Origin of the sequence: Glutamicibacter sp. FR1 (assembly GCF_047300825.1) — a bacterium.
GTDB lineage: Bacteria > Actinomycetota > Actinomycetes > Actinomycetales > Micrococcaceae > Glutamicibacter > Glutamicibacter nicotianae.
Genome location: NZ_CP178602.1, coordinates 2,676,216 through 2,697,538 on the forward strand (window position 1 = coordinate 2,676,216; position 21,323 = coordinate 2,697,538).

The 21,323-nt window shown below is 59.2% G+C and carries 21 protein-coding genes and 2 pseudogenes; 15 read left to right on the forward strand and 8 right to left on the reverse strand.

Annotated elements, in window-relative coordinates:
* Positions 1 to 29: 29 nt before the first annotated feature.
* Together ACLQ8T_RS12875 and ACLQ8T_RS12880 are read left to right on the forward strand one after the other, a co-directional pair.
* Entirely contained in the window at positions 30 to 467 is a 438-nt protein-coding gene (locus ACLQ8T_RS12875; protein ID WP_413454834.1) for a hypothetical protein, read from the forward strand.
* Positions 468 to 559: 92 nt separating this feature from the next.
* On the forward strand, positions 560 to 1,036 hold the full coding sequence (locus ACLQ8T_RS12880) for an HtaA domain-containing protein (RefSeq protein WP_413454835.1): 477 nt from the start codon (positions 560 to 562) through the stop codon (positions 1,034 to 1,036).
* Between the two features lie 61 nt (positions 1,037 to 1,097).
* Here ACLQ8T_RS12880 and ACLQ8T_RS12885 read toward each other — a convergent pair whose 3' ends face one another.
* Together ACLQ8T_RS12885 and ACLQ8T_RS12890 are read right to left on the reverse strand one after the other, a co-directional pair.
* A complete protein-coding gene (locus ACLQ8T_RS12885; protein WP_204722797.1) occupies positions 1,098 to 2,012 on the reverse strand; it encodes a hypothetical protein in 915 nt (304 codons plus the stop codon).
* Positions 2,013 to 2,130: 118 nt separating this feature from the next.
* Positions 2,131 to 2,943, reverse strand: coding sequence for a shikimate 5-dehydrogenase (locus ACLQ8T_RS12890; protein WP_413454836.1), 813 nt, complete (start codon positions 2,941 to 2,943; stop codon positions 2,131 to 2,133).
* A 191-nt stretch (positions 2,944 to 3,134) separates the two neighbouring features.
* Between ACLQ8T_RS12890 and ACLQ8T_RS12895 the strand changes: the two are divergent.
* From ACLQ8T_RS12895 to ACLQ8T_RS12920, 6 genes and pseudogenes are all read left to right on the forward strand, one after another.
* Positions 3,135 to 3,242, forward strand: a pseudogene (locus ACLQ8T_RS12895) (NAD(+)--rifampin ADP-ribosyltransferase); the annotation flags it as partial.
* Positions 3,243 to 3,292: 50 nt separating this feature from the next.
* A pseudogene (locus ACLQ8T_RS12900) lies at positions 3,293 to 4,414 on the forward strand (histamine oxidase); the annotation flags it as partial.
* Positions 4,398 to 4,850, forward strand: a complete 453-nt coding sequence (locus tag ACLQ8T_RS12905) for a hypothetical protein (RefSeq protein ID WP_413454837.1) — start codon at positions 4,398 to 4,400, stop codon at positions 4,848 to 4,850. The pseudogene ACLQ8T_RS12900 and the gene ACLQ8T_RS12905, both read left to right, overlap by 17 nt.
* A 276-nt stretch (positions 4,851 to 5,126) precedes the next feature.
* A complete protein-coding gene (locus tag ACLQ8T_RS12910; RefSeq protein ID WP_413454838.1) occupies positions 5,127 to 6,572 on the forward strand; it encodes an NAD(P)/FAD-dependent oxidoreductase in 1,446 nt (481 codons plus the stop codon).
* Positions 6,572 to 6,940, forward strand: a complete 369-nt coding sequence (locus tag ACLQ8T_RS12915; protein WP_413454839.1) for a cupin domain-containing protein — start codon at positions 6,572 to 6,574, stop codon at positions 6,938 to 6,940. The genes ACLQ8T_RS12910 and ACLQ8T_RS12915 overlap by 1 nt, the downstream gene beginning before the upstream one ends.
* Positions 6,941 to 6,960: 20 nt before the next feature.
* Entirely contained in the window at positions 6,961 to 8,451 is a 1,491-nt protein-coding gene (locus ACLQ8T_RS12920) for a gamma-aminobutyraldehyde dehydrogenase (RefSeq protein ID WP_413454840.1), read from the forward strand.
* Positions 8,452 to 8,461: 10 nt separating this feature from the next.
* On the opposite strand, the gene ACLQ8T_RS12925 is transcribed toward ACLQ8T_RS12920, so the two are convergent.
* The 3 genes from ACLQ8T_RS12925 to ACLQ8T_RS12935 form a co-directional block, all read right to left on the reverse strand.
* On the reverse strand, positions 8,462 to 9,490 hold the full coding sequence (locus ACLQ8T_RS12925; RefSeq protein ID WP_413454841.1) for a CDP-glycerol glycerophosphotransferase family protein: 1,029 nt from the start codon (positions 9,488 to 9,490) through the stop codon (positions 8,462 to 8,464).
* Positions 9,491 to 9,599: 109 nt separating this feature from the next.
* Positions 9,600 to 10,604 carry a metal ABC transporter solute-binding protein, Zn/Mn family gene (locus ACLQ8T_RS12930; RefSeq protein WP_413454842.1) on the reverse strand — a complete coding sequence of 335 codons (1,005 nt, stop codon included), beginning with the start codon at positions 10,602 to 10,604 and terminating at the stop codon, positions 9,600 to 9,602.
* Between the two features lie 68 nt (positions 10,605 to 10,672).
* Entirely contained in the window at positions 10,673 to 11,758 is a 1,086-nt protein-coding gene (locus ACLQ8T_RS12935; RefSeq protein ID WP_413454843.1) for a YibE/F family protein, read from the reverse strand.
* A gap of 364 nt (positions 11,759 to 12,122) precedes the next feature.
* On the opposite strand from ACLQ8T_RS12935, the gene ACLQ8T_RS12940 reads away from it, so the two are divergent.
* Positions 12,123 to 13,253, forward strand: a complete 1,131-nt coding sequence (locus tag ACLQ8T_RS12940; protein ID WP_413454844.1) for a type II CAAX prenyl endopeptidase Rce1 family protein — start codon at positions 12,123 to 12,125, stop codon at positions 13,251 to 13,253.
* Between the two features lie 90 nt (positions 13,254 to 13,343).
* Here ACLQ8T_RS12940 and ACLQ8T_RS12945 read toward each other — a convergent pair whose 3' ends face one another.
* The 3 genes from ACLQ8T_RS12945 to ACLQ8T_RS12955 form a co-directional block, all read right to left on the reverse strand.
* Positions 13,344 to 14,474, reverse strand: a complete 1,131-nt coding sequence (locus ACLQ8T_RS12945) for a hypothetical protein (protein ID WP_413454845.1) — start codon at positions 14,472 to 14,474, stop codon at positions 13,344 to 13,346.
* Positions 14,475 to 14,614: 140 nt separating this feature from the next.
* Positions 14,615 to 15,724, reverse strand: coding sequence for an NADH:flavin oxidoreductase/NADH oxidase (locus tag ACLQ8T_RS12950; RefSeq protein ID WP_204722806.1), 1,110 nt, complete (start codon positions 15,722 to 15,724; stop codon positions 14,615 to 14,617).
* A 327-nt stretch (positions 15,725 to 16,051) separates the two neighbouring features.
* A complete protein-coding gene (locus ACLQ8T_RS12955; protein ID WP_338085828.1) occupies positions 16,052 to 16,828 on the reverse strand; it encodes an IclR family transcriptional regulator in 777 nt (258 codons plus the stop codon).
* 149 nt (positions 16,829 to 16,977) lie between these two features.
* Between ACLQ8T_RS12955 and ACLQ8T_RS12960 the strand changes: the two genes are divergently transcribed.
* Genes ACLQ8T_RS12960 through dhaL (ACLQ8T_RS12985) form a run of 6 tightly spaced genes read left to right on the forward strand, consistent with a single transcriptional unit; the run spans position 16,978 to position 21,303 of the window.
* Positions 16,978 to 17,187: a hypothetical protein gene (locus ACLQ8T_RS12960; protein ID WP_413454846.1), complete on the forward strand. Its 210-nt coding sequence runs from the start codon at positions 16,978 to 16,980 to the stop codon at positions 17,185 to 17,187.
* Positions 17,184 to 18,176: a dihydroxyacetone kinase subunit DhaK gene (gene dhaK / locus ACLQ8T_RS12965; RefSeq protein WP_413454847.1), complete on the forward strand. Its 993-nt coding sequence runs from the start codon at positions 17,184 to 17,186 to the stop codon at positions 18,174 to 18,176. Before ACLQ8T_RS12960 ends, dhaK begins: the two co-directional genes overlap by 4 nt.
* 1 nt (position 18,177) lies before the next feature.
* On the forward strand, positions 18,178 to 18,828 hold the full coding sequence (dhaL, locus tag ACLQ8T_RS12970; protein ID WP_413454848.1) for a dihydroxyacetone kinase subunit DhaL: 651 nt from the start codon (positions 18,178 to 18,180) through the stop codon (positions 18,826 to 18,828).
* On the forward strand, positions 18,825 to 19,562 hold the full coding sequence (locus tag ACLQ8T_RS12975) for an HPr family phosphocarrier protein (RefSeq protein ID WP_413454849.1): 738 nt from the start codon (positions 18,825 to 18,827) through the stop codon (positions 19,560 to 19,562). Before dhaL (ACLQ8T_RS12970) ends, ACLQ8T_RS12975 begins: the two co-directional genes overlap by 4 nt.
* A gap of 38 nt (positions 19,563 to 19,600) precedes the next feature.
* A complete protein-coding gene (locus tag ACLQ8T_RS12980; protein WP_239543394.1) occupies positions 19,601 to 20,608 on the forward strand; it encodes a dihydroxyacetone kinase subunit DhaK in 1,008 nt (335 codons plus the stop codon).
* 26 nt (positions 20,609 to 20,634) lie between these two features.
* On the forward strand, positions 20,635 to 21,303 hold the full coding sequence (gene dhaL, locus ACLQ8T_RS12985; protein WP_204722812.1) for a dihydroxyacetone kinase subunit DhaL: 669 nt from the start codon (positions 20,635 to 20,637) through the stop codon (positions 21,301 to 21,303).
* Positions 21,304 to 21,323 lie beyond the last annotated feature (20 nt).

Sequence of the window (21,323 nt, forward strand, 5' to 3'; positions counted from 1 at the left end):
TCAGGCGCTGACGTGGGTAGGGTAAGTACATGGATGACTATCTACCAGTAGCCTTCGGCCTTCCGCTCATGTCCGTGGCGTTGTCCGTGGTCCTCCTGCTGATCGCGGTGCCCCTGGCAATCCACGCACTGATCCGCCGCAGGGCGTTCGCCAGCCTGCGTGACGGGGAGCAGACCTATGCCCGGCGCTCGTCCATTCGCACCGAATTCATTTCAGCCGGACTTGCAGCAGTCGCGACAGCCGTCTTCCTGGTCATGGGGATCACCGGCTACAGCACCGCGATGAGCAATCTCGAAGCAAATATCCACAAGGAATACTCGCCGACCAAGCTGGATATCAAGTATTGGAACGGGTCGTGGGCCACTGCGGACATCACCCTCCCCGATGGCACGAGCTACGAGGACGCCCAGATCTCCATGCAGGCCGAATACCGCCCGCTCGTCGAGCCCAAGATGACGAAGGATTAGCTGGCAGAGAACTGCGAACCCGGATCTGACTTCAGTGTGAAATACTGGCCACAGCATTTATTCACGCCAATATCCTGTGGAGGGAAAAGACCATGATCGGAAGTGGCGCGCCAGCAGGCGATCCGTTCCAGCCGCATCTTGAATGGGGCCTGAAGGCTTCGTTCGTGAGCTACATTTCTTCCCTCGCCGACGGACGCATCGAGGCCGCCAACGGGGTGTGGCAGGCAGGCAACGCGTTGGCGTTCCCTCTCTCCCCCGCTACCGAGGTTCCGGAGAATGAAATCTGGTTCAACGGCCGTGTTTCCTTCTCCGGGCACGGAGGCATGATGAAGCTGGATCTCATTGAGCCGCGCATCGTGAACCACGATGACCGCATCACCCTCACCATTGACGAGGCCGGCGAGCGCGTAGCCATTGCCGAGCTTACCGAAACCAGCGTTTCGAACGCTTTTGGGTTGGTCAAGACCCGTTTCTCGGCGGTGCTCACCGAGGCTGGCTCGAAGCTGTTCAACGGCCAATATCCTGCCGGACAGCAGATGGAAGAAGTTGAGGTTGTGCTGCGCGGTTAGCAGCTGACCAGCGGTGAGGGCCCGGCGCGCAAGCGCCGGGCCCTCTTGCTTGCTTGACCGGTCAGGCGCTGGGAGCCTCTTCCAAAGAACGCAGGTAGGCAAGCCCTGGATGTCCTTCCAACCCACGTGCTCCACGTACTGCCCAGACTGCGGCTACGGCAGCGTATAAACCACCGGTACCTCCTAGTATCAGCGGCTGGGTATCCGGGAACTGCATGATCATCGTGCCCGTTGAGCTGTCGATGTCCATGCTGCTGGCTCCGTGGAAGTAGAAGCTTAGCCAAACGCCATCTTGGCGTCGGCAGATCACCCGGTGATTCGTGATCACTGCTAACACCTCCTGCTGCTCACGCCACTGTTCCTTTGCCAACGCTTCGGCTTGAGTACGACGCGTTCTGTTTCCCCACGCCATAGCCAGTACGCCAACTGCGACGAAAGTTGGATGCCCCATCAGGAATCCCGAACTCTGCATGTAGGTGACATCGGAACCGTAAAATCGCGCATAGTTGGCGTTGGCGGCGCAAATTACAAGTTCATTCGACTCCGTAACAACGTCCCATGGCGGGTCTTGAGGTCGCCATGTTCCGTCATAAAGGTCGCCCGCCAACTGGGCGGCAGCAATCTGTGCCCGCGCAAGCTCCGCTCTTTCATTCACGATCACCATTTCGGATTTCGTGTAGTGTCCCTTAGAACGGCGAAATGCCCGCCAGGCAAGTCGCATCTTCCCGAACGAAGTCATCAAGAAGAAGAGTCCAACACCGAACAGAATAATCGAGCCGAAAGCCATCCCGGCTAGGGCAGTGTTGTCAATCGTGTTGGTGAGCGAAAACGCATTGAGCAGAAGCAACCAACTGGCGCAGAAGAAGAGTAAGGCAGAAGCCACACGGAATATCCACGGCCGGTGGCGCTTCCAAGCTGAATAGTTGTCGTACTCCATTTCCTTGAGCGTTGATAATTTGCCGCGCAAACTGGCCACCCCTCTGTTGCCTTGACTCTGTTCAGCTGGTTCCAATCACTTTATTCGTGTCACTGGAAAGTTTTCTACCTACTCCGTCTGCAATTGCCGAAATTGGCGCGGAACCGTAGCCTCGTTCCTACTGCCGTGAGAACTCCGACGCGCGCAGGACTTGTTCTTCGGTCAGCGGGTGCCCGGTGTACTTTTCGAACTGCGCCGCGGCTTGCAGCGCGATGACCTCGGCTCCGGTGATGACCTGCTTGCCGGCGTCTCGCGCGGCACGGATCAGCGGCGTCTGGCTGGGGAAGGCGACCACGTCGAAGACGCTTTGTGCCGAAGCAATATGCTCAGCGGTGAACGACAGCGTTTCGGCATTCTCCCCATCCATGCCCAATGGAGTGACGTTGACCAGGATCTGATGGCCTGGAACTGGATCTGCCGAGGCGTGGCGGTAGCCGTACTTGTCTGCCAGCGCTTTGCCTGCGTGCGCATTGCGTGCCAGCACCGTCACGTCGCTGAATCCGGCCTCACGGAAAGCGGCAACCACTGCCTTGGCCATGCCGCCGGAACCGCGCACCAGGACGCTGCTGCGCGCATTCAAACCATGGCGGGCAATCAGGGCGGCGATCGCCTCGAAGTCGGTATTCGATGCCACGAGCCGGCCACCGTGATTCACAATCGTGTTGACCGAATCGATGGCAGCTGCAGAAGGCTCGATTTCGTCTACCAGTTCCATGACTTCTTCCTTGAACGGCATCGAGACCGAGCAGCCGCGAATGCCCAGGGCACGTACCCCGGCGATTGCTCCTGGCAGGTCCTCGGTGGAGAAGGCCTTGTAGATGAAGTTCAGGCCGAGCTCGTCATACAGGTAGTTGTGGAAACGCGTCCCGATATTCGATGGACGCCCGGAGAGCGAAATGCAGAGGGACATGTCTTTGTTCAAAATGGGCACGCGGGGATCTCCAGTGGTGGTGGCCGGTTCATCTCCAATATACGTGCACTGACTGGTGCATCCCGCAAAGCCGCAACGGCAATCAGGGCACGTTTGGGTTGCTCTTTCGCTCTGCCAGTGCATCGGCTAAGCTCAGTGCGCATGAGCCAGGATCTTGACCAGGGACCTTTTTCCACGGCACCAAGGCAGCATTGCGCCCCGGGGATCTGCTATCTCCCGGTTTCCCCTCGAACTATCGGCCCGAAGTCACCATGAACCACATCTACTTCACCGTATTAGCCGATGGCGCAGGATTGGCAGCCGAAATCGCTGCATTGGACGGCACTGCGCATGTGTATGAGGTGGAGCCGACCGGGCCTCCATCGCGGAAATGGTCGTGCCCTACGGGGATCCGTCGCCGGTACGCAGCTGGCAGAACTACTTCGACACCGGCGAATACCTCATCGGGCGCCTGGCCAACTCCCTGGAGCTCGGCTGCGACTGCTTGGGCGAAATCCACTACATCTCACCGGTGGTCACCGATGCCGACGGCAATGCGCAGACGATCGCCAACGGCATCTGCATGCATGAGGAGGACGCCTCGATCCTCTCCAAGCATGCCGATGACTGGTCCGGAGTGAAGTACACCCGGCGCAACCGCCGCCTGGTGATCAGCTTCTTCACCACCGTGGGCAACTACGACTATGGCTTCTACTGGTACCTCTACCTGGATGGCACCATCGAATTCGAGGCCAAGGCCACCGGCATCGTGTTCACCTCGGCCATGGGCGACGAGCGCTTCTCATCCGAGATCGCTCCGGGGCTGACCGCGCCGTTCCACCAGCACATCTTCGGCGCCCGCCTGGACTTCGCGCTGGATGGCGGCCCGAGCCGCGTCATCGAGGAAGAAGCCGTCCGCCTGCCGATCAGCAAGGAGAATCCGCGCGGCAACGCCTTTACCCGCAGCCATACTGTGCTGGCCACCGAAAAGCAGGCGGTACGCGAGAACAACCCGACCGCCGGGCGCACCTGGGTGGTCACCAACCCCGAGAAGCAGAACTACCTGGGCAAGCCGGTAGGCTACAAGCTGATGTCCCAGGGACTCCCGACCCTGCTGGCCGCCGAGGGATCCTCCATCCACCGCCGCGCCGAGTTCGCTTCCAAGGCCCTGTGGGTGACCAAGCGCGAGGATGGCCAGCGCTACCCCACCGGCGACTTCGTGAACCAGAACCCTGGCGTTGACGGCATCGGCTCCTGGATCGAGGACGACAAGAACATCGATGGCGAGCAGATCAGCCTGTGGCACACCTTCGCGCTGACCCACTTCCCGCGCACCGAGGACTGGCCGATGATGCCCGTGGACAAGGTCGGATTCACCATCCGCCCCGAAGGATTCTTCGACCGCTCCCCTGTGCTTGATGTCCCGGCACCGGTCCAGCACGGCTGCTGTGCCACTACGGAATCCGACGGCTGCTGTGGCAGCGGCGACTAGTCTCACTGCCAGGGTTTCCGCCGGGCACCGCGCGCTGGGCATCGGCTCGCTGTGCCTGGCGGCGGCCCACCTGCTGGTGCTGACAGTGCTGCCGCACACGCTGTGGTGGACCCTGGCCTTGCTGGCAATGGCGGTCTGGTGCGTCAAATGCTCCTGGTGCGTGCTGCGCGGCGGCTCTCCCATGAGCCTGCTGGTGATGAGCGCGCTGATGGGTGCTTCGCACGTGGCGATGGTGATCGGGATGCCCTGGTTCACCGGCCATCACGGAGCGCATGCGGGGCATGTCACGCACCATGCGCCGGTGATGCTGGGCATCGCGGCTGCCGAATTCCTCGTGATGTTCGGCGCCGCTTGGCTCAGCCGCCACACCGCAGGCAGCGTCCTACGCCGTGCCGATCAACCGGATAGCTCAGAACCCGCGGCTCTTCCCGCCTAGCCAGACCCGGTCTTGAATGCAACGCTCCGCTGTTCTCAAGGCCGGGTTTCTGCCTGCTCCCGGATCTTGACAACCCCGAGATGCACCGGCTTAGATGAGTAATGAATCACATTCAATTTGTGTTCAACTTTTCCGAGAAGAGGGATAGCCTTGACCGCCGACAGGCACTCATCTGGCATCCTCGGTGCCCAGCAGACCACAAAGCCGCAAGGACCATTGGTCGTTCCCCTGCATCGATAGCGTCCACCGAACCAGCTATCTTCGAGGAAAGTACCAATGGCCACCACCAATGAACTGACGTTTGACAGGCATGAAGCCGAAGTCTCCCCCGCCTTAGTCGCCCGGGCACTGGCAGATGCCAAGCGCACCAGCTACTGGCTGGACAACGTCCAGCGCCCCGCGCCCCACCCGGCACTGCACGGGTCAATCACCACCGACCTGCTGGTTATCGGCGGCGGCTACACCGGATTATGGACCGCGCTTCAAGCCAAGGAACGGGATCCTGCCCGCAAGGTGGTGCTGATCGAGGGCCAGCGCTTGGGCTGGGCCGCGTCGGGGCGCAATGGCGGCTTCTGCGAAGCATCGCTGGTCCACGGCGAAGCAAATGGCGCAAACCACCTGCCGGAAGAAATCGAGCTGCTCGCCGAGCTCGGGGCGCAGAACCTCGACGAGTTCGAAGCAACGGTGCAGCGCTACGCCATGGACGTGGACTTCATCCGCCACGGCTCGATCAACGTGGCCACCGAGCAGCATCAGATCGCGTGGGTGGCCGAGGAAGCTGAAGCCCCGGGCGTCGACTACCTGGACGCCGACGCGGTCAAACAGCTGATCAACTCCCCGGATTTCCTGGCCGGCGCCCGCGACAACCATTCCACCGCGCTGATCCACCCGGCCAAGCTCGTCTGGGAACTGGCCCGCGTGTGCCGCGAACTGGGCGTTGAATTCTACGAGCACACCCACGCCTTGGAGATGGAGAATACCGGCACGCAGGTCCAGGTGCTCACCGCCGACGGCCAGATCACCGCCCAGCGCGTAGCCCTGGCCACCAACGTCTTCCCCTCGCTGCTCAAGCGCCACCGCGCACGCATCATCCCGGTCTACGATTACGCGCTGATGACCGAACCACTCACAGCCCAGCAGCGCACAGCCATCGGCTGGGCGGACATGGTGGGCCTGGCAGATCTGAACAACCGCTTCCACTATGCCCGCCCCACCATCGATGCCGAGGGGAACTTCCGCATTCTTTACGGCGGCTACGACGCGGTCTACCATTTCGGCGGCAAGGTGCGCTCCAGCTACGACACCAACCAGCGGACCTTCGAAAAGCTCGTCGCGCATTTCTTCGGCAGCTTCCCGGACCTGATGGATGTGAAGTTCTCCCACGCATGGGGTGGCGCTATCGATACCTGCTCGCGCTTCTTCTCATTCTTCGATCTGGCCTATGGCGGCAAGGTCGCCTACTGCGCAGGCTTCACCGGCCTGGGTGTGGGTGCCACGCGTTTCGGTGCCAAGGTCATGCTGGATCTGCTCTCGGGGAAGAAAACGGGGCTGACCGAATTGGAACTGGTGCGCACCAAGCCGATCCCTTTCCCGCCCGAGCCTGCCGCCTGGGTGGGCGTGAAGCTCATGACCAGCCAGCTGGCCAAGGCCGACCGCAATCACGGCGAGCGCTCGGCCTTCTTGAAGCTGATGGACAAGATCGGAATGGGGTTCGATTCCTGATGCCCGCAAAAGACCTTCGAGCCAGTATCGTCCAGGCCGGCGATGCGGAGCTGAGCCACGAACCGATCGGCGAAGACCAGCGGGCTGACGGACAGGCACCCGCGACCACAGGCTATGCGGAACTGGGCACCCTCGGGGATGCGGAAGTCGGCATCTGGGAAATGTCTGGCGGCGCCATGCGGGATATCGAATCCGACGAATATTTTGTTGTGCTTTCCGGCCGCGCCACCGTGCAGATCCTGGAAGCCGGCGGCTTCGGCGCCCAGGAACTCCGGCTGGTTCCGGGCAGCCTTGCCAGGCTTCATGCTGGCATGAGCACGCTCTGGACCGTCACCGAAACCCTGCGCAAGATCTACTTCACCCTCTGAGCATCCCTAGGAGAATCCACATGGCCTACTACGATAGTTCCCTCGGACACCAGTTCATCAACGGCCAGCAAGTCCGCGGGCTCGGCCCAGTGCTGGAACGCGTGAATCCTGCCACCGGGAAAAAGCTGCTGGACGTCGATACCGCAAGCCTTGAGCAGGTTGACCAGGCGGTGCAGGCGGCAGCCGAGGCCTTCACAACCTGGTCCAAGCTCACCCCGGGCGAGCGTGCCGACCACCTGCTGGCCTTCGCCCGCGAACTTGAGCAGCATGCCGATGAGATTGCAACGGTGGAGACCGCGCAAACCGGCAAGAGCATCCGCATGTCCACCCAGTTCGATGTGCCCGGTTCCATCGACAACGTGAACTTCTTTGCTGGCGCCGCACGCAACCTGCAGGGCTTGGCCGCCGGGGACTATGCCGGGAACACCACCTCGATGATTCGCCGCGAAGCCATCGGCGTGATCGGCTCGATCAGCCCCTGGAACTACCCGTTGCAGATGGCTGCATGGAAGATCCTGCCCGCGATCGCCGCCGGCAACACGATTGTGCTCAAGCCCAGCGAGCTGACCCCGGGCACTTCGGTGCTCTTTGCCCGGGCTGCCAAGGATGCAGGGCTCCCGGACGGGGTGGTCAATATTGTGGTTGGCGACGGTCCCAGCGTCGGTGCGCCGTTAGTGCGCCACCAGCTGGTGAAGATGACCTCGTTCACCGGCTCCACCACGGTGGGCCTGAAGATCATGTCCATGGCCGCCGAGAGCGGTACCCGGGTGCATCTGGAGCTCGGTGGGAAGGCCCCGCTGGTGGTCTTCGATGATGCGGATATCGAAGCCGCCGCGCACGGTGCGGTAGCCGGCTCGACGATCAATTCAGGCCAGGATTGCACCGCGGCCACCCGCGCCTATGTGCATTCCTCGGTTTTCGAGCGGTTCACCAGCCGTGTGGCCGAGCTGATGGAGGCCATGGTGGTGGGAGATCCCACCGACCCCGAAACCGACATGGGCTCGATGATCAGCCAAGCGCACCTGCAGAAGGTCTCCTCGATGGTCCAGCGGGCCAAGGATCAAGGAGCGCAGGTACTGGCTGGCGGCCGTCAGCTTGAGGGCGATGGCTTCTTCTACCGTCCTACCTTGGTGGTTGGAGCCGCCCAGGATTCGGAGATCGTGCAGCAGGAAGTGTTCGGACCGGTTCTGGTGGCTCTGCCGTTCAGCACCGACGATGAGGCCATCGAACTGGCTAACGATACCCTGTATGGCCTGGCGGCGAGCGCATGGACCAAGAACGTGGACCGGGCGATGCGTGCCAGCGCGGAGATCCAGGCCGGTTGCGTGTGGATCAACGAGCATATTCTGATCGTTTCAGACATGCCGCATGGCGGCTACAAAGCTTCCGGCATGGGCAAGGACATGAGCCAGTATTCTTTCGATGAGTACACCAACGTCAAGCACGTGATGATCTCCCACGATCCCCGTGCCCACCGTGAATGGCAGGATACGGTCTTCAAGCACCGCTAGGCGCGAAATACTAGAGACTGGAAAGCAGCTGGTTCAGCTTCTTGGTTGCCACCCCTGGTTCGGTGGTGGCAAAAAAGTACTGGGCCAGCTGTTTTTGCGCCCCGGCCACGGGCGAGGCGGCCAGGTCAGCTACCTTCTGGGCCAGGGCGTTCGCGTTGCCCAGCCGCTGGTTCAATGGCAGCCCGGCATGGAGCTTGCTTTCGGGATCCCCCGACAACAGCAGCGGGATGTTCAGCGCTACCGCGTCATAGGCCATCGCCGAGGTGTCGCAGATGGCCACGTCCGCCCACACCAATGACTGCGCAGCATCGCCGATCGGGTCCAACGTGGCGGCATAATTGCTCTTCAGGCCGAGGACTGCCTTCTTCGCTTCAGCGGAAACATCTCCGGTCTTCGGATGAGGTCGGAAACGCACGTCGAAGCGTTCATCGTTACTCAGCTGGGCGAGGATCCGCTCCCCCAATGTGGCCACGGACGAGTAGGCCATGGCCTGGGAATCGCCTTCCCATGTCGGCGCGTAGAGCACCCGGATCTTCTCGGATGGCTCGGGCCATTCCAGGCTGTCGAGCTGCGGGCGGCCGATCTGCACCAGATGCGTTGGGTCGAAACGGGCAATGCTTTCGGTGATGCGCTCGACCGCAGCGGCACCCGCCACGCAGGCGAAGTCGTAGGCCTTGAGCTGGTTGGAGACCATCGACGCCTTTTCACTTTCACCGTGGTTCAGGTGAATGTGCGCCGGCCCATTGAAACGCAGCATCGTGAAGTTCCGCTGGGCGTTATTCACATAGTTGATGGATTTGGCATCCCACTCGCGCAGCTTGTTCTCGATCTGTTCCATGGAACGCGAGAACATGATCGGCAGAGTCGTCGCTTCCAGCGCCTGGCGTGCGCTCAGGGCGTCCATGAGCACCACTCCGATGCTCAGGCCCTGGGCAGCCAATCGCTCAAAGGTCCCCAGCCAGACTCCGAGCTGGTAGAACTGGCCGGGGCCTTCGGCGAAGAACAGCACATGGTCGGCTTGTTCGATTCCCCGGTCCAAGTGGGCGATTTCTGCTCGGACTGACCGCTCCGCGAGGAGGGAGCGTGCTTTTCCTGTCGCTTCAGTTATCTGGGAGGAGAACAATGCCATGCATTTAGTCTACGTAGGTTTAGCCGTTGATCGCGGAAGCCAAGTCGGAAATGTTGGACTCCATCCACTCGAGGTAGCTGGAGTCATCCTGGATGGTTTCTGCAAAGTCAACCACGGGGATCTGCCCCTGCTCTGCGCTCTTCCTCAGCGCCTTGGTTTCACTGCCTTCAGTCTGCACGTTGTAGGCAAGTACGTCAGCATTGCCTGCGGAAAGCAGGTCTTCGGCCTTCTTCATGGTCATCGGTGCAATGCCTTCGCCCTCTTCAATGGCTTCGCTCAGCCCTTCCGGGGTGGCATCCTCCATGCCTGCAGCATGCAGCAAGTGGAATGGTACAGGCTCGGTCATCACGAAGCTCTTGCCATCCAGCTTCGCGGTAGCGAGCTGTTGCTCCAGCTTGTCGATTCCTTCGTTGAAGGAAACCGCATTCCGTTGGTACTGCTCGGCGTTGGCGCTATCGGCCTTTCCGAAGGATTCAGCCAGCGCATCAGCCAGGTCGCCCATGGATTCCAGGTCATACCAGATGTGCTCGTTGTAGGCCGCGTGGTCGTGGCCCTCATGCGAATCCTCTTCGGCGTGCTGCGCATGCTCTTCGGCGCTTTCACCCTCATGCCCAGCTGCTTCCGAGTCCTCGGCTACCGGCGAGGAATCCACCGCGTGCACGAGCGTGATCTCGCCAGCCTTGCCTTCTGGAATCGAGGAAACCAGGGAGTCCATGAACTGGTCATACCCTCCGCCATTAGCCAGCACCAACGAGGCATTGGAGATCGCCAGCTTATCTCGGGCGGTTGGCTCGTAGGAGTGCGGATCCTGCGCAGCCGAAGTGATGATCTCGCTGACCTCCACGCTTTCTCCGCCAATGGCACGGGCGATCTGTCCGTAGACGTTCGTCGTGGCCACTACGCTGATCGCAGCAGAATCCGCTTCCGTTGATTCGCTGGCTGTGCTGCTACCGCATCCGGCGAGGATCAGTCCAGCAGCAGGCAGGGCGACAGCCGCTGCGAGCAGCGAGCGGTGGTTCTTCATGGGTGTCTCCATCTAAATCGGATCGCTATTGAGAACTATTCTACATTACATATGAGAATGGTTCGCACCTAGGAGTCGGAACCCACGCGTTGCAAGGAGCGTTTGCCGTGGGCACCGCCGGTGCCGGTCGCCTTCACGACCATGACCGCAATTGCGGTCGTTACCGGAATTGCCAGGACCAATCCAATGGAGCCGATCAGAATGCGGATGACTTCTTCGGCCATGGCGCCGGAGCCCAGGGTGACGCCGAAACTCTGGTTGCTCAATGCGGCAATGGCCAGGACTGGCAGGGCCGCACCAGCATAGGCGAAAGCAATCGTGTAAACAGTCGAAGCGATATGATCGCGGCCTATGCGCATGCCCCGGAAGAACAATTCCCTGGCAGAAGCCTTCGGCGAGCTCTCGGCCAATTCCCACACGGTGGCCGATTGGGTGATCGTCACGTCATTGAGCACACCCATGCCGCCGACCAGGACACCGCAGATCAGCAAGCCGGGCAAAGATATTTGCGGGGCCACCGTCGACAAGGTGATTGTCGATTCATCATTGGCCCCGGTCAACGCGGCCGCATCGGTCAACCAGAGCACCATCCCTGCCGTCACCGCAAGACCGAAGAGCGTTCCCAGCAGCGCTGTGGATGTCTTCGCGTTAAGTCCATGGGCGAAATACAGCGCGACGAACATGATGGCGGTGGAGCCCGTGAGTCCCACCAAGACCGGATTGCCGCCTTCAAGCAAGGCCGGAACCATGAAGACGATCATGAAGGCGATGCCGCCGATCAGTCCGATCATGGCCCGGGTGCCGCGCCAACCGGCGACGAGCACCACCACCACGCCATAGGCGATGGCCAGCAGGGCCATGGGCAATGTCCGGACGAAGTCAACGAACACGTACGGGCTACCGCTGGTGGTGTCGACCGCGGAAAGATCTAGGTAACGAATGCTGTCGCCCGCGCGCGCATCCCGTGATTGCAGCATTTCCGGCGGGATCTCCAACTGGATTTCAGCGCCACCGGATTCGGGCATCACATAGGTGACCTGGCATTCGAGCACCTTGCCGCCTACTTCTTCCAACCCTTGGGAGGAAGGGCAATCCTGGACGGCGCTGCGCGTAACGGTGCCAACTTCCATCGTCGCTCCGCCGGTAGTATCCATGGCTCCGTTGAGGGCGAACTTGTCTTAGTTGCCTTGCGGCCACAACAGGATGACCATGACCATGGCCAAAGCACCTATGGGCGCAAGCAGAGCCCAAAGGATAATCGAGGCACGCCGTCGGCGCTTGGGATCCTGCAAAATCGGTTCGTCATGGTGATGCTGGCCCACGTGGCGCTGCTCCAAATCAATAAAGGCGAATCGTCCTTACCAAGTCTAAGAGCTGACCCCTGGGAGTTTCATATGGACGCAGTCCGCGTCTTCCCGCGCTGTGCGTGGACGCTCAAAAGGATGACGCGATAAATCCTCCCCAAGGTTCATGCTTTCCAGCGTCGCGGAACGAGAGAATTGAGCCATGAGCTTACCCATGAATTTGCCACCCTCGCCGCAGGGCGCCGAAGGTGAAATGAGCTATCCGTTCCATCGCCTGATGAGACGCAGTGCGAACTATCGCTGGTGGCGTCCGCTGGCGTTCTCCGGCGTCGGCATTGGCTTCTACCTCGCAGCTTTGCTCATTGCAATGCTGGCGATGTTCGCCGCACTGCTCATGAACCCGATGACGTGGGCTGCCGATAATTCGGAAGAGGCCCCCGGCCAATTCCTCATGGATCCAATGCTGAATATGGCATCGGCGACGGACTTCTCGATGACCATGGCCTCATTGATCATCATGATCCCTGCGGTCTTTTTCGCTTATTTGCTTATCGGGCCGAAGCCTGTCGGCCTGTTGATTTCGGTCACCGGCAAATTGCGCTGGCGATGGTTCGGCCTGGCGTTGGCTGCCAGCGCCGTTTTGTTCGCCTTGTATTTCGGGGTGAACTTCGGGCTGGGCGCAGTGGGAATTGGCGCGTCCGAGCCCGTGCCTGCCAGCAGCCTGCCCACGGATCCGCTGTTCTATGCCCTGCTGGTTATCCTCTTGACACCGTTCCAGTGCGCAGCCGAAGAGCTCGTCTTCCGCGGTGCGTTCATGCAGGTCATCGGCAGCTGGCTGAAGCATCCCTTGTTCGCCATCCTGCTACCGGTGCCGCTGTTCACCATCGGCCACCTCTACGACATCTGGGGGCTTCTCGATGTGGCAGCCTTCGCTATCGCAGCAGGCTATCTGACGTGGCGCACCGGCGGCCTGGAAGCGGCGATGGCCATGCACATCATCAACAACACCTTCTTGTTCCTGCTCGGCGCAGTCGGCGTTGTCGATCTGAACGCCACGGAATCCAACCCGGTTTCATTAGTCTTCTCGGTGTGCTTCATGGCTCTGTTGACCTTCATGCTTGTCAAGCTTGCGGACAGGCAGGGCATCGCCCGCACGGCTGGCCCAATCCCGGTTGCAGACCGCCGTCCGATGCTGCAGCCATGGCAAATGAACCAGCCGTCGCTTCACCCTAACCAGCCATACTGGGCTCCTCCGGCATATCAGCCAGAGCAGCAGCCGAACGCCGGCAATCCGCCGGTGGATTCCCCACCAGCGCCTCGGGCACCCGACCCATCGGACCGCTAGGCATCACGCAGCTCAAGCGCAAAAAACGATCCGCACAGGAGCTCCTGTGCGGATCGTTTCGTTTCCTGCAATTTCATCTAGTGTGCTTATTCAGGACTTGGCCCAGCGCAGCAAGGCCGCGATTCCTGCTCCGTCAGGGATCATCGATTCCGGTACGTATCGGATGCTGGCGTCCGTCAGCGCGGTCGCGCGCAAGAGCACTTCCGGCGCTGGCCACTCGCCGACCACCAACTCTGCATGGTCATCCCCATCTTGATGGGCAATCCACGGTTCTGCGCTCAAGGCCCGCAGGGTATGCTCGCTTTGGTATTGCCCAACCAGCACCATTTCGGCTTGCGCCGATTGGAGTGCAGTGACGACTTCATTCAATCCGACAGCCAATTGAGCTCGGCCGTTGCCGGACTGGGCGGCAACCTTCGACTCCAATTCAGCCAGATCCTTGGCTTTGACCTCCTCCACCAGCTTGGTGATCTGGGCATCGACCTGCTTGGCGTCCGCACCTCCGGTACGCGTATGCGAGTCGATGACTTCTACGTATTCCTTCAGTGCCACCGGAAGTGCCCCGAACACTATTTCACGGGCCTTGATATCGCCGGAAAGAATGACCAGACGGACGTAGTTCTCGGTGGACATCTCGCTGATCAGGCCGGCGACCTCATCAGCATTTCGGCGTACCATCTCATCGGCGGCCGCCTGGGCCTTCGGCTGGTCATATTCGCCGGGCACCTTGCGCGCATGGTGGATTTCCTCGGGCAATCCGACAATGCCACGGCTGCCAAGGCGTTCAGGGGACGCAGTGTTATAGAGGTGCACTTCACCTCCGTCCCTGCTGACTTCGGCTACGAGGTAGGAGAACGATCCGCCACGAGCGCGAGCCAGCGCCGTGAAGTTCGGGAATGGACCCACATCCACCGATGGAGTTTGGACCTTGAGTCCTGGAATGATTTCGTTGAGCACGACTTCGCCGTCATGAACGGCGACGAATCTTGCTACGGGTGCTCGCAGGCCCTCGGCTGGTTCCAGTGCGCCGATCAGTGCTTGGACATCGTCCGGCTGTGCCTGCTGGCTCTTGAGCAGCTTGGCTACTTCGCCCGGAAGCCGATCTGCGGCTTCTTGGGCGGCAGTGGTTCCCAACGATGCGTCCACGAGGGCGGTGCTCCACGAGCCGTTTCTCCGATAGAGCGAAGCGTCGATTCCATTAGAATCCGCGCGTAGTGCCATGCTGACTCCCTTCCGCACGCGACCCTTGGCCGCGTTGCGACTAGATCCGTGGGACTAACCTAACATCACTATTCAGCGGCTGGAAGAGTTAACCAGAAACTAACTCGTGATTTGGAAGAAATCAGCATGGCGGCAACAATTTACCAGCGGCCGCGCCAGTACTGCGGAGGGTGTGATTTCTCGGCTCCAAGCAGCTGCGCGGCGTGATTCGGCCACTGCGGATTGCCCAGGGCGGCCCGTCCGATGCTCACGCCATCGGCCTGGCCCGAGACCACGATATGTTCTGCCTGGATGGCGTCGGTGATGACTCCCACCGCGGTGACAAACGCGTCTTCAGGCAGTGCCTGCTTGACTGCCTGCGCCAGCGACACCTGGTAGCCGGGTCCGGTTGGGCCATGGAATGCGCCGATGCCCGCGCTGGAAAGATCAAAGGCACGGACACCAAGCTCATACAATTCTTGGGCCAGCTTGACCGTATCGGCAATGCCCCAGCCTTCCTCGACCCAGTCCTCGCCGGAGAAGCGGATTCCCAGCGGCTTGTGGGCCGGCCAAACCTTGGCGACAGCCTGAACTATTTCGCGTAAGTAGCGGGTTCGGTTTTCATAACTTCCACCATATTCGTCGGTGCGCTTATTGGTCAGCGGAGAGAGGAACTGGTGGATCAAGTAGCCGTGGGCCGCATGGATCTGGATCAGATCAAAACCTGCAGCGTCGGCACGCTGTGCGGCAGCGGCCCAGTCCTGGACCGAAGCAGCGATCTGCTCGGTGCTCATTGCCGTCGAGGGCTTCAAACCGAAAATCTCGCTGGAACTTGCGGTGACCGTATCCCAGCCACCTTCTTCTGCACTGATACTGCCGAGCTTGCCGGCATCTTCTAGCTCTTCGAGCCATCCATAGGTTGAAGCCTTGGCGCCGGCATGAGCCAACTGAACGCCAATGGCAGCGCCGTGCGAACGCACATACTGGGTCACAGGCTTCCACGCTTCAACCTGTGCCTGGTTCCACAGCCCAGCGTCTCGGTCTGAGATTCGACCTTCGGCAGCAACTGCGGTGGCTTCGGTGATGACCAGAGAGAATCCGCCGTGTGCCATGGAGCCCAAATGGGCTAGGTGCCAGGTGGTTGGAACGCCGTTGCGCTCATCAATGACGTACTGGCACATTGGTGGCAAAACAACGCGGTTGCGTAGCGTCAGTCCTTCGCCGGACTTGGTTGGAATGGTTACGGGGCTAAATAACTTGCTTTCAGGCATACCTGATACGACATTGCGCGCGCAAGTATTTTTCCCGCGCTTGCAACGAATTTCAAAAAACGCTCAACAGGATCAGCAATAAAGCGTTTTACCTCTGACTCAACGGTCAGAAAAACAGCAACAAGTCCACCCCAACAGCCACAGTCCGATTTAACGCTCACTCCCCGAGCGACTAACTGAAAAGTCAACCGGTTTTCAATTCCACAATTCATCATATTCCCGGTGATTCCGCGGTTTCCCCCAAAGAACCACAGACATGGGCACGAACAATATTCAGTAGATTAGTCACTTATCAAAGTGAAGCAAAAGAACAGCGGGAACCCCTGGCTATTCTCCGGGGTTCACAGCTCGAACCTGCGCTCCCAGCTCCTTGGAAATCGTCCGTGCAGCATCACGAAGATCTTGAACTATTTTCTCGTCGACTGGCCACTGGTTAGCCGGAACCACCAGAGACAGGGCGGCGACAATCATAGAATTCTCACCAAACACCGGCGCCGCCAGAGAGGACTCACCAATGACGGCTTCCTCATTTTCCAGCGCAATTCCGTTAAAGCGCACTTGCTCAAGTTCGGCATTTAGGAGTTCTGGTTCAGTGATCGTACAACCGGTAAGTTCGGTCAACGGGCGGCTGTGCACGTCGAGTTGCATCTCTGGGATGTGCGCAAGCAGGACCTTGCCTAGAGCGGAGGCATGAGCTGGCAGATTGAGCCCCGTTTCAGGCATCTGTTCGGTTCCATCTGGGCGAGGATCATGATGAATGATCAGTACTTCACCAAGCAGGTTCACACCGAGTCGCGCGGCAAAACCTGTGCTCCGCGACAGTTCGTGCATCCATCGCATGGCACGGGCCCGAACATCGAGCGTATCAAGATAGACACTGGAAAGTTTGAGTAGTGCCGGGCCGAGAACGTAGCGATTTCCTGTTGCTTCTTGGGCCACCAATCCATGGGCCTGAAGGGATTTAACTATCCCGTGAACCGTCGATGGCGGGAGCTCTAACGCAGATGCTAATTCCGAGATACCCAGACGTCTTGCGCCCTGGAGTAGACCGAGTATTTTCGCTGCACGGTCAATTGACTGAATCACAGCGCATGCTCCCATCATCCGTTGACTTCGTTGTTCAACATATCCGTTGGAACCCTTGACAACCAAGGAACCCGAACGGCATTATTTGATATTACCGAATTGAATTCGACATTGTCGAATTTTATTTTTCGTCGTTGACGTTCGTTGTTCAAAGGAGAACCGAAGGCATGGGTGAAAACCGTATGCAGCGCCAGAGTTCGACCAAAGTGATCGGTACAGCTCAGCGCGTTCTTGTTAACACACCAATACTTTCTGCTCCTACCTCCTCCCCCAGCGTCCAGCATTTTGCTGACTCAATTCGGGAAACCATTAGGGGCACCGAGGCAAACCTTTTTCACCAGTCACGTCTTTTGACTATGCAGGGCGTGAAGGTATGAACAGACTACAAAATTCAGCGAGCACGCTGATCGCGGATTCGCTTCGAGGATTCAGCGCTGCTTACCCACAGCTCATGGTCGACGTTGAAGAGCGCATTATCTTCAGCACCATAAGCCGTGCTGGTCGAGTCGGCATTGTCGCCGGTGGTGGATCTGGTCATGAACCCATGCACGGTGGTTTTGTCGGAGCAGGCATGCTGGACGCCGCTTGTATCGGAGAAATCTTCACCTCACCAACCCCCGACCAGATCCTCTGTGCAGCACTGAAGGTAGACACCGGTGCTGGCGTATTATTCGTAGTCAAAAACTACACAGGGGACGTACTCAGCTTCGAAATGGCTGCAGAATTAGCCCAAGCACAAGGCATTCATGTCGCAACCGTCATCGTTGGTGATGAAGCAACACCCGAGGCTATTAACGACGGCCCAGGCCGACGAGGAATGGGAACCAGCCTGATCGTTGACAAGATCGCTGGCGCTGCCGCGGCACGAGGTTTGCCTTTGGAGCAGGTCCGAGAAATTGCCCAACAAGTCGCGGATTCTGGACGCTCAATGGGTGCGGGACTTTCCAGTTGTAGTCTCCCGGCTCTTGGCCGACCAACCTTCGATCTCCCGGAGGGGCAAATGGAACTAGGAGTCGGCATCCACGGTGAGCCTGGACGACAAAGAGTTCCTTTGCAGTCCGCCACCCAACTTTCCCAAACGATAGTCGAGTCGATTACCGCTGAGAGATCATTTCAAGGCCGGCAAGTGATAGCCATGCTCAGTGGTCTAGGCGCAACACCACTGATCGAGCTGTATTCAATGTTTGCCGAACTTCACGACCGACTGAGCGAACGCCAAATTCCCGTGGCACGTTCACTTGTCGGTAACTACATGACGAGCCTGGACATGGCAGGGTGTTCTTTAACCTTGGTTCCGGTGACTGACGAATTGCTTGACCTATGGGATGCACCCGTAAACACACCTGCACTGCGTTGGAAGGATTAACATGTCCGAGAATCTGACTTTAGAAGCAATCGAAGGGTGGATGCACCACTTCTCCACCGAGATCATCAACAATGAACCCTGGTTGACCGAACTTGATTCTGCCATCGGGGATGGCGACCACGGAGTTAATATGGTTCGCGGAGCTCAAGCAATTTCGTCATTACTTGCTAAGGGGTCACCGGACACTATCCGCGAATCGTTCAATGTCGTGGGTATGACCCTGATTTCTCGTGTTGGCGGAGCCAGCGGCACATTGTACGGAACGTTGTTCCTAGAGATGAGTACTAGCAGCCCGAGCGGAACACAGATTCAGGCCTCAGAATTTCAGGTAGCTTTCCGCGCCGGAGTTAACGCGGTGGTCTCCCGCGGACAGGCAGTCATTGGCGACAAGACCATGATTGACACACTGGAACCCGCGTCGTTAGTGCTCACAGAATCAATAGCGAACGGCGTGGGACTCAACGACTCGATCGCAGCAGCGGTCAGTGCAGCCAATGCGGGCACCCAGAGTACCTTCCCGCTGGTGGCCCGCAAGGGCAGGGCCTCGTATTTAGGCGAACGCAGTGTCGATCATATCGATCCGGGAGCAGCATCTGCGCATATCCTGCTTCATGCACTGCACGCCAGTATTCGGGCAGGATCAGTCCTGTGATTGGCATCGTTCTCGTTTCGCATAGTTTGGCACTTGCGCAATCAACGATGGAACTGGCATTGGAGATGATTCAGGGGCAACCACCACCGATTCGGATTGCTGCAGGAGCTGATGGAGGATTCGGTACCGACGCCACGGCCATCGCTCAAGCCATTGATGATCTGGCCGAAACCCAGGGTGTGGTGGTCATGACCGATCTTGGATCGGCGCAACTGAGTACGACGCTGGCCATGGATCTTCGTACTACCAACCACCCGGTGCTCATCAGCATCGGACCATTTATTGAAGGAACCATGGCAGCGGTGATTGGTGCAAGGTCGGGAAGAACCTTAACCGAAGTTGCCTATGAGGCGGACAACGCGCTGGCGGCCAAATCCACGGTCGGCTCCGGTGCAGCAGCCGATGTTGCTAGCTCGAATATGCCCCGGGGCACCGAGGTAGCCAGCAGCCAAGAGGTACTGATCAACCAATTCGGAATCCATACCCGCACTGCTTCTGCGCTGGTGCAACTGGCAGCCGAGTATCGCTCTGAGATCTGGTTGAGCGATACCACTTCTGGACGAGGACCAGCCAACGCAAGCAGTCTTATTGAGCTTCTTTCCCTCGGAGCCCAGAACAACGACAAAATCCTCATCAAAGCCCAAGGCATTGATGCCACCCAAGCCGTGCAGGCCATAAAAAACTTGGTTCGTCAGGGTTTTGGCCAGCTATCGCCTAACCCCGTCCGACCATAAATCCCATTTCACCACGCAATAGGAATCGGAGCAGTCCAATGCCCAACGCAGTGCGTCGTCACATCATCAACAACCCACAAAATGTCATCGATGAAGCTTTGGAAGGCTTCGCCTTGAGCAATCCTCATCTGGTGAATTTTGATCCAGAAAACAACCTGATTTTGCGCAAGAATCCGGCGCAAGGAAAAGTCGGGCTGGTCTCCGGAGGAGGCTCTGGCCACGAACCATTGCATGCCGGATTTGTCGGTAACGGCATGCTGGACGTCGCAGTCTGTGGCGCAGTCTTTGCAAGTCCCACCGCTGCTCAAGTGCTAGCTGGCACCGTCGGCGCAGACACCGGAGCAGGTGTGGTGCAGATCGTGAAGAACTACACCGGGGACGTTTTGAACTTTAGTATCGCCGGCGAATTGGCTGACGATGAGAACATCGCTGTCGAGCAGATCATCGTTGATGATGATCTGGCCTCGCAGAAAAGTGAGGGTGGGCCCGGACGTCGTGGGACTGCCGCGGTGCTGACCGTCGAAAAAATCTGTGGAGCGCTGGCCGAACGCGGAGCTGACCGTGCAACTATCGCTACGATCGGACGCGATGTAGTTTCTCGTTCGCGCAGCCTGGCCATCGCTTTGGACGCTGGCGCACACCCGGGTGAGTCCACCGCAGCCTTTGAACTTGAACCACATGAGGTCGAATTCGGGATTGGCATTCATGGTGAACGCGGTACCGCACGCATCAACTACGCCAGCGCAGATGAACTAGTTGAACAGCTGGTCACCCCATTAGTGGAAAGTTTGGAAATCAAACGCGGTCAGTCGGTAATCGCGCTCGTGAACGGACTCGGAGGAGCCTACCCACTCGAGCTATCCATCGCTGCCCGCAGGGTGCACGGGCTGCTGAACGCCAGCGGTATCAGCGTCGCTCGTTCACTGGCCGGTAGCTACGTGACCTCACTGAATATGCACGGATTATCGGTGACGCTCACTGTCGCCGATGACGAATTGGTCAAGCTCTGGGATGCTCCGGTACGCACCAGTGCCCTGAGCTGGTAACCACCACTACTTATCAAGGAGAGAACATGACTACGCAAATCAACGGAACTTTGGCTCTGGCTTGGTTCACGTCCTTTGCCCAAGACTTCGACTCGGCTCAGGCAAGTCTGACTGAGTTGGATCGACTTGCCGGTGATGGCGACTTCGGGACGAATATATCCTCGGCCCTGGGTAGGGCCCACGAGGCTCTACCGGCTGAATCCGAGGCCACTTTCACTTCCGTGTTCAAGGGCGCAAGTAGTGGTTTCATGGCCACCGGCGGCACCAGCGGTCCACTATTTGGCATGTGGTTCCGTTCAATTGCCAAGAGTGCCACCGATGAGAGCGCTTCTCTTTCAGACCTCGCGGCAGGTATCGCTGCTGGTCTGGCGACCATCCAGAAACTTGGTGGCGCCAAGGTGGGCGACAATACGATGGTTGACGCGTTAGAACCGGCATCTGTAGCCCTGAGCGCTTCGGCAGAACAGGGCAGCACGCTGGCCGAAGGTCTTCTGGCTGCGGCGCAGGCTGCTCGCAAGGGAGCCGAATCCACCGAAGAATTGATTGCCGCCCGCGGGCGTGCTAGCTACGTGGGCGAATTGGCCCGCGGTGTGCTGGATCCAGGAGCGGTCACCGTTGCACTGTTTTTCCAGGCAGGTGCCAACACTATCGGCGAGCCCCAAGAATGGACGCCCCTGATAACGGCCAAATCCTAAAGCCCCTCAACCACCAAAAA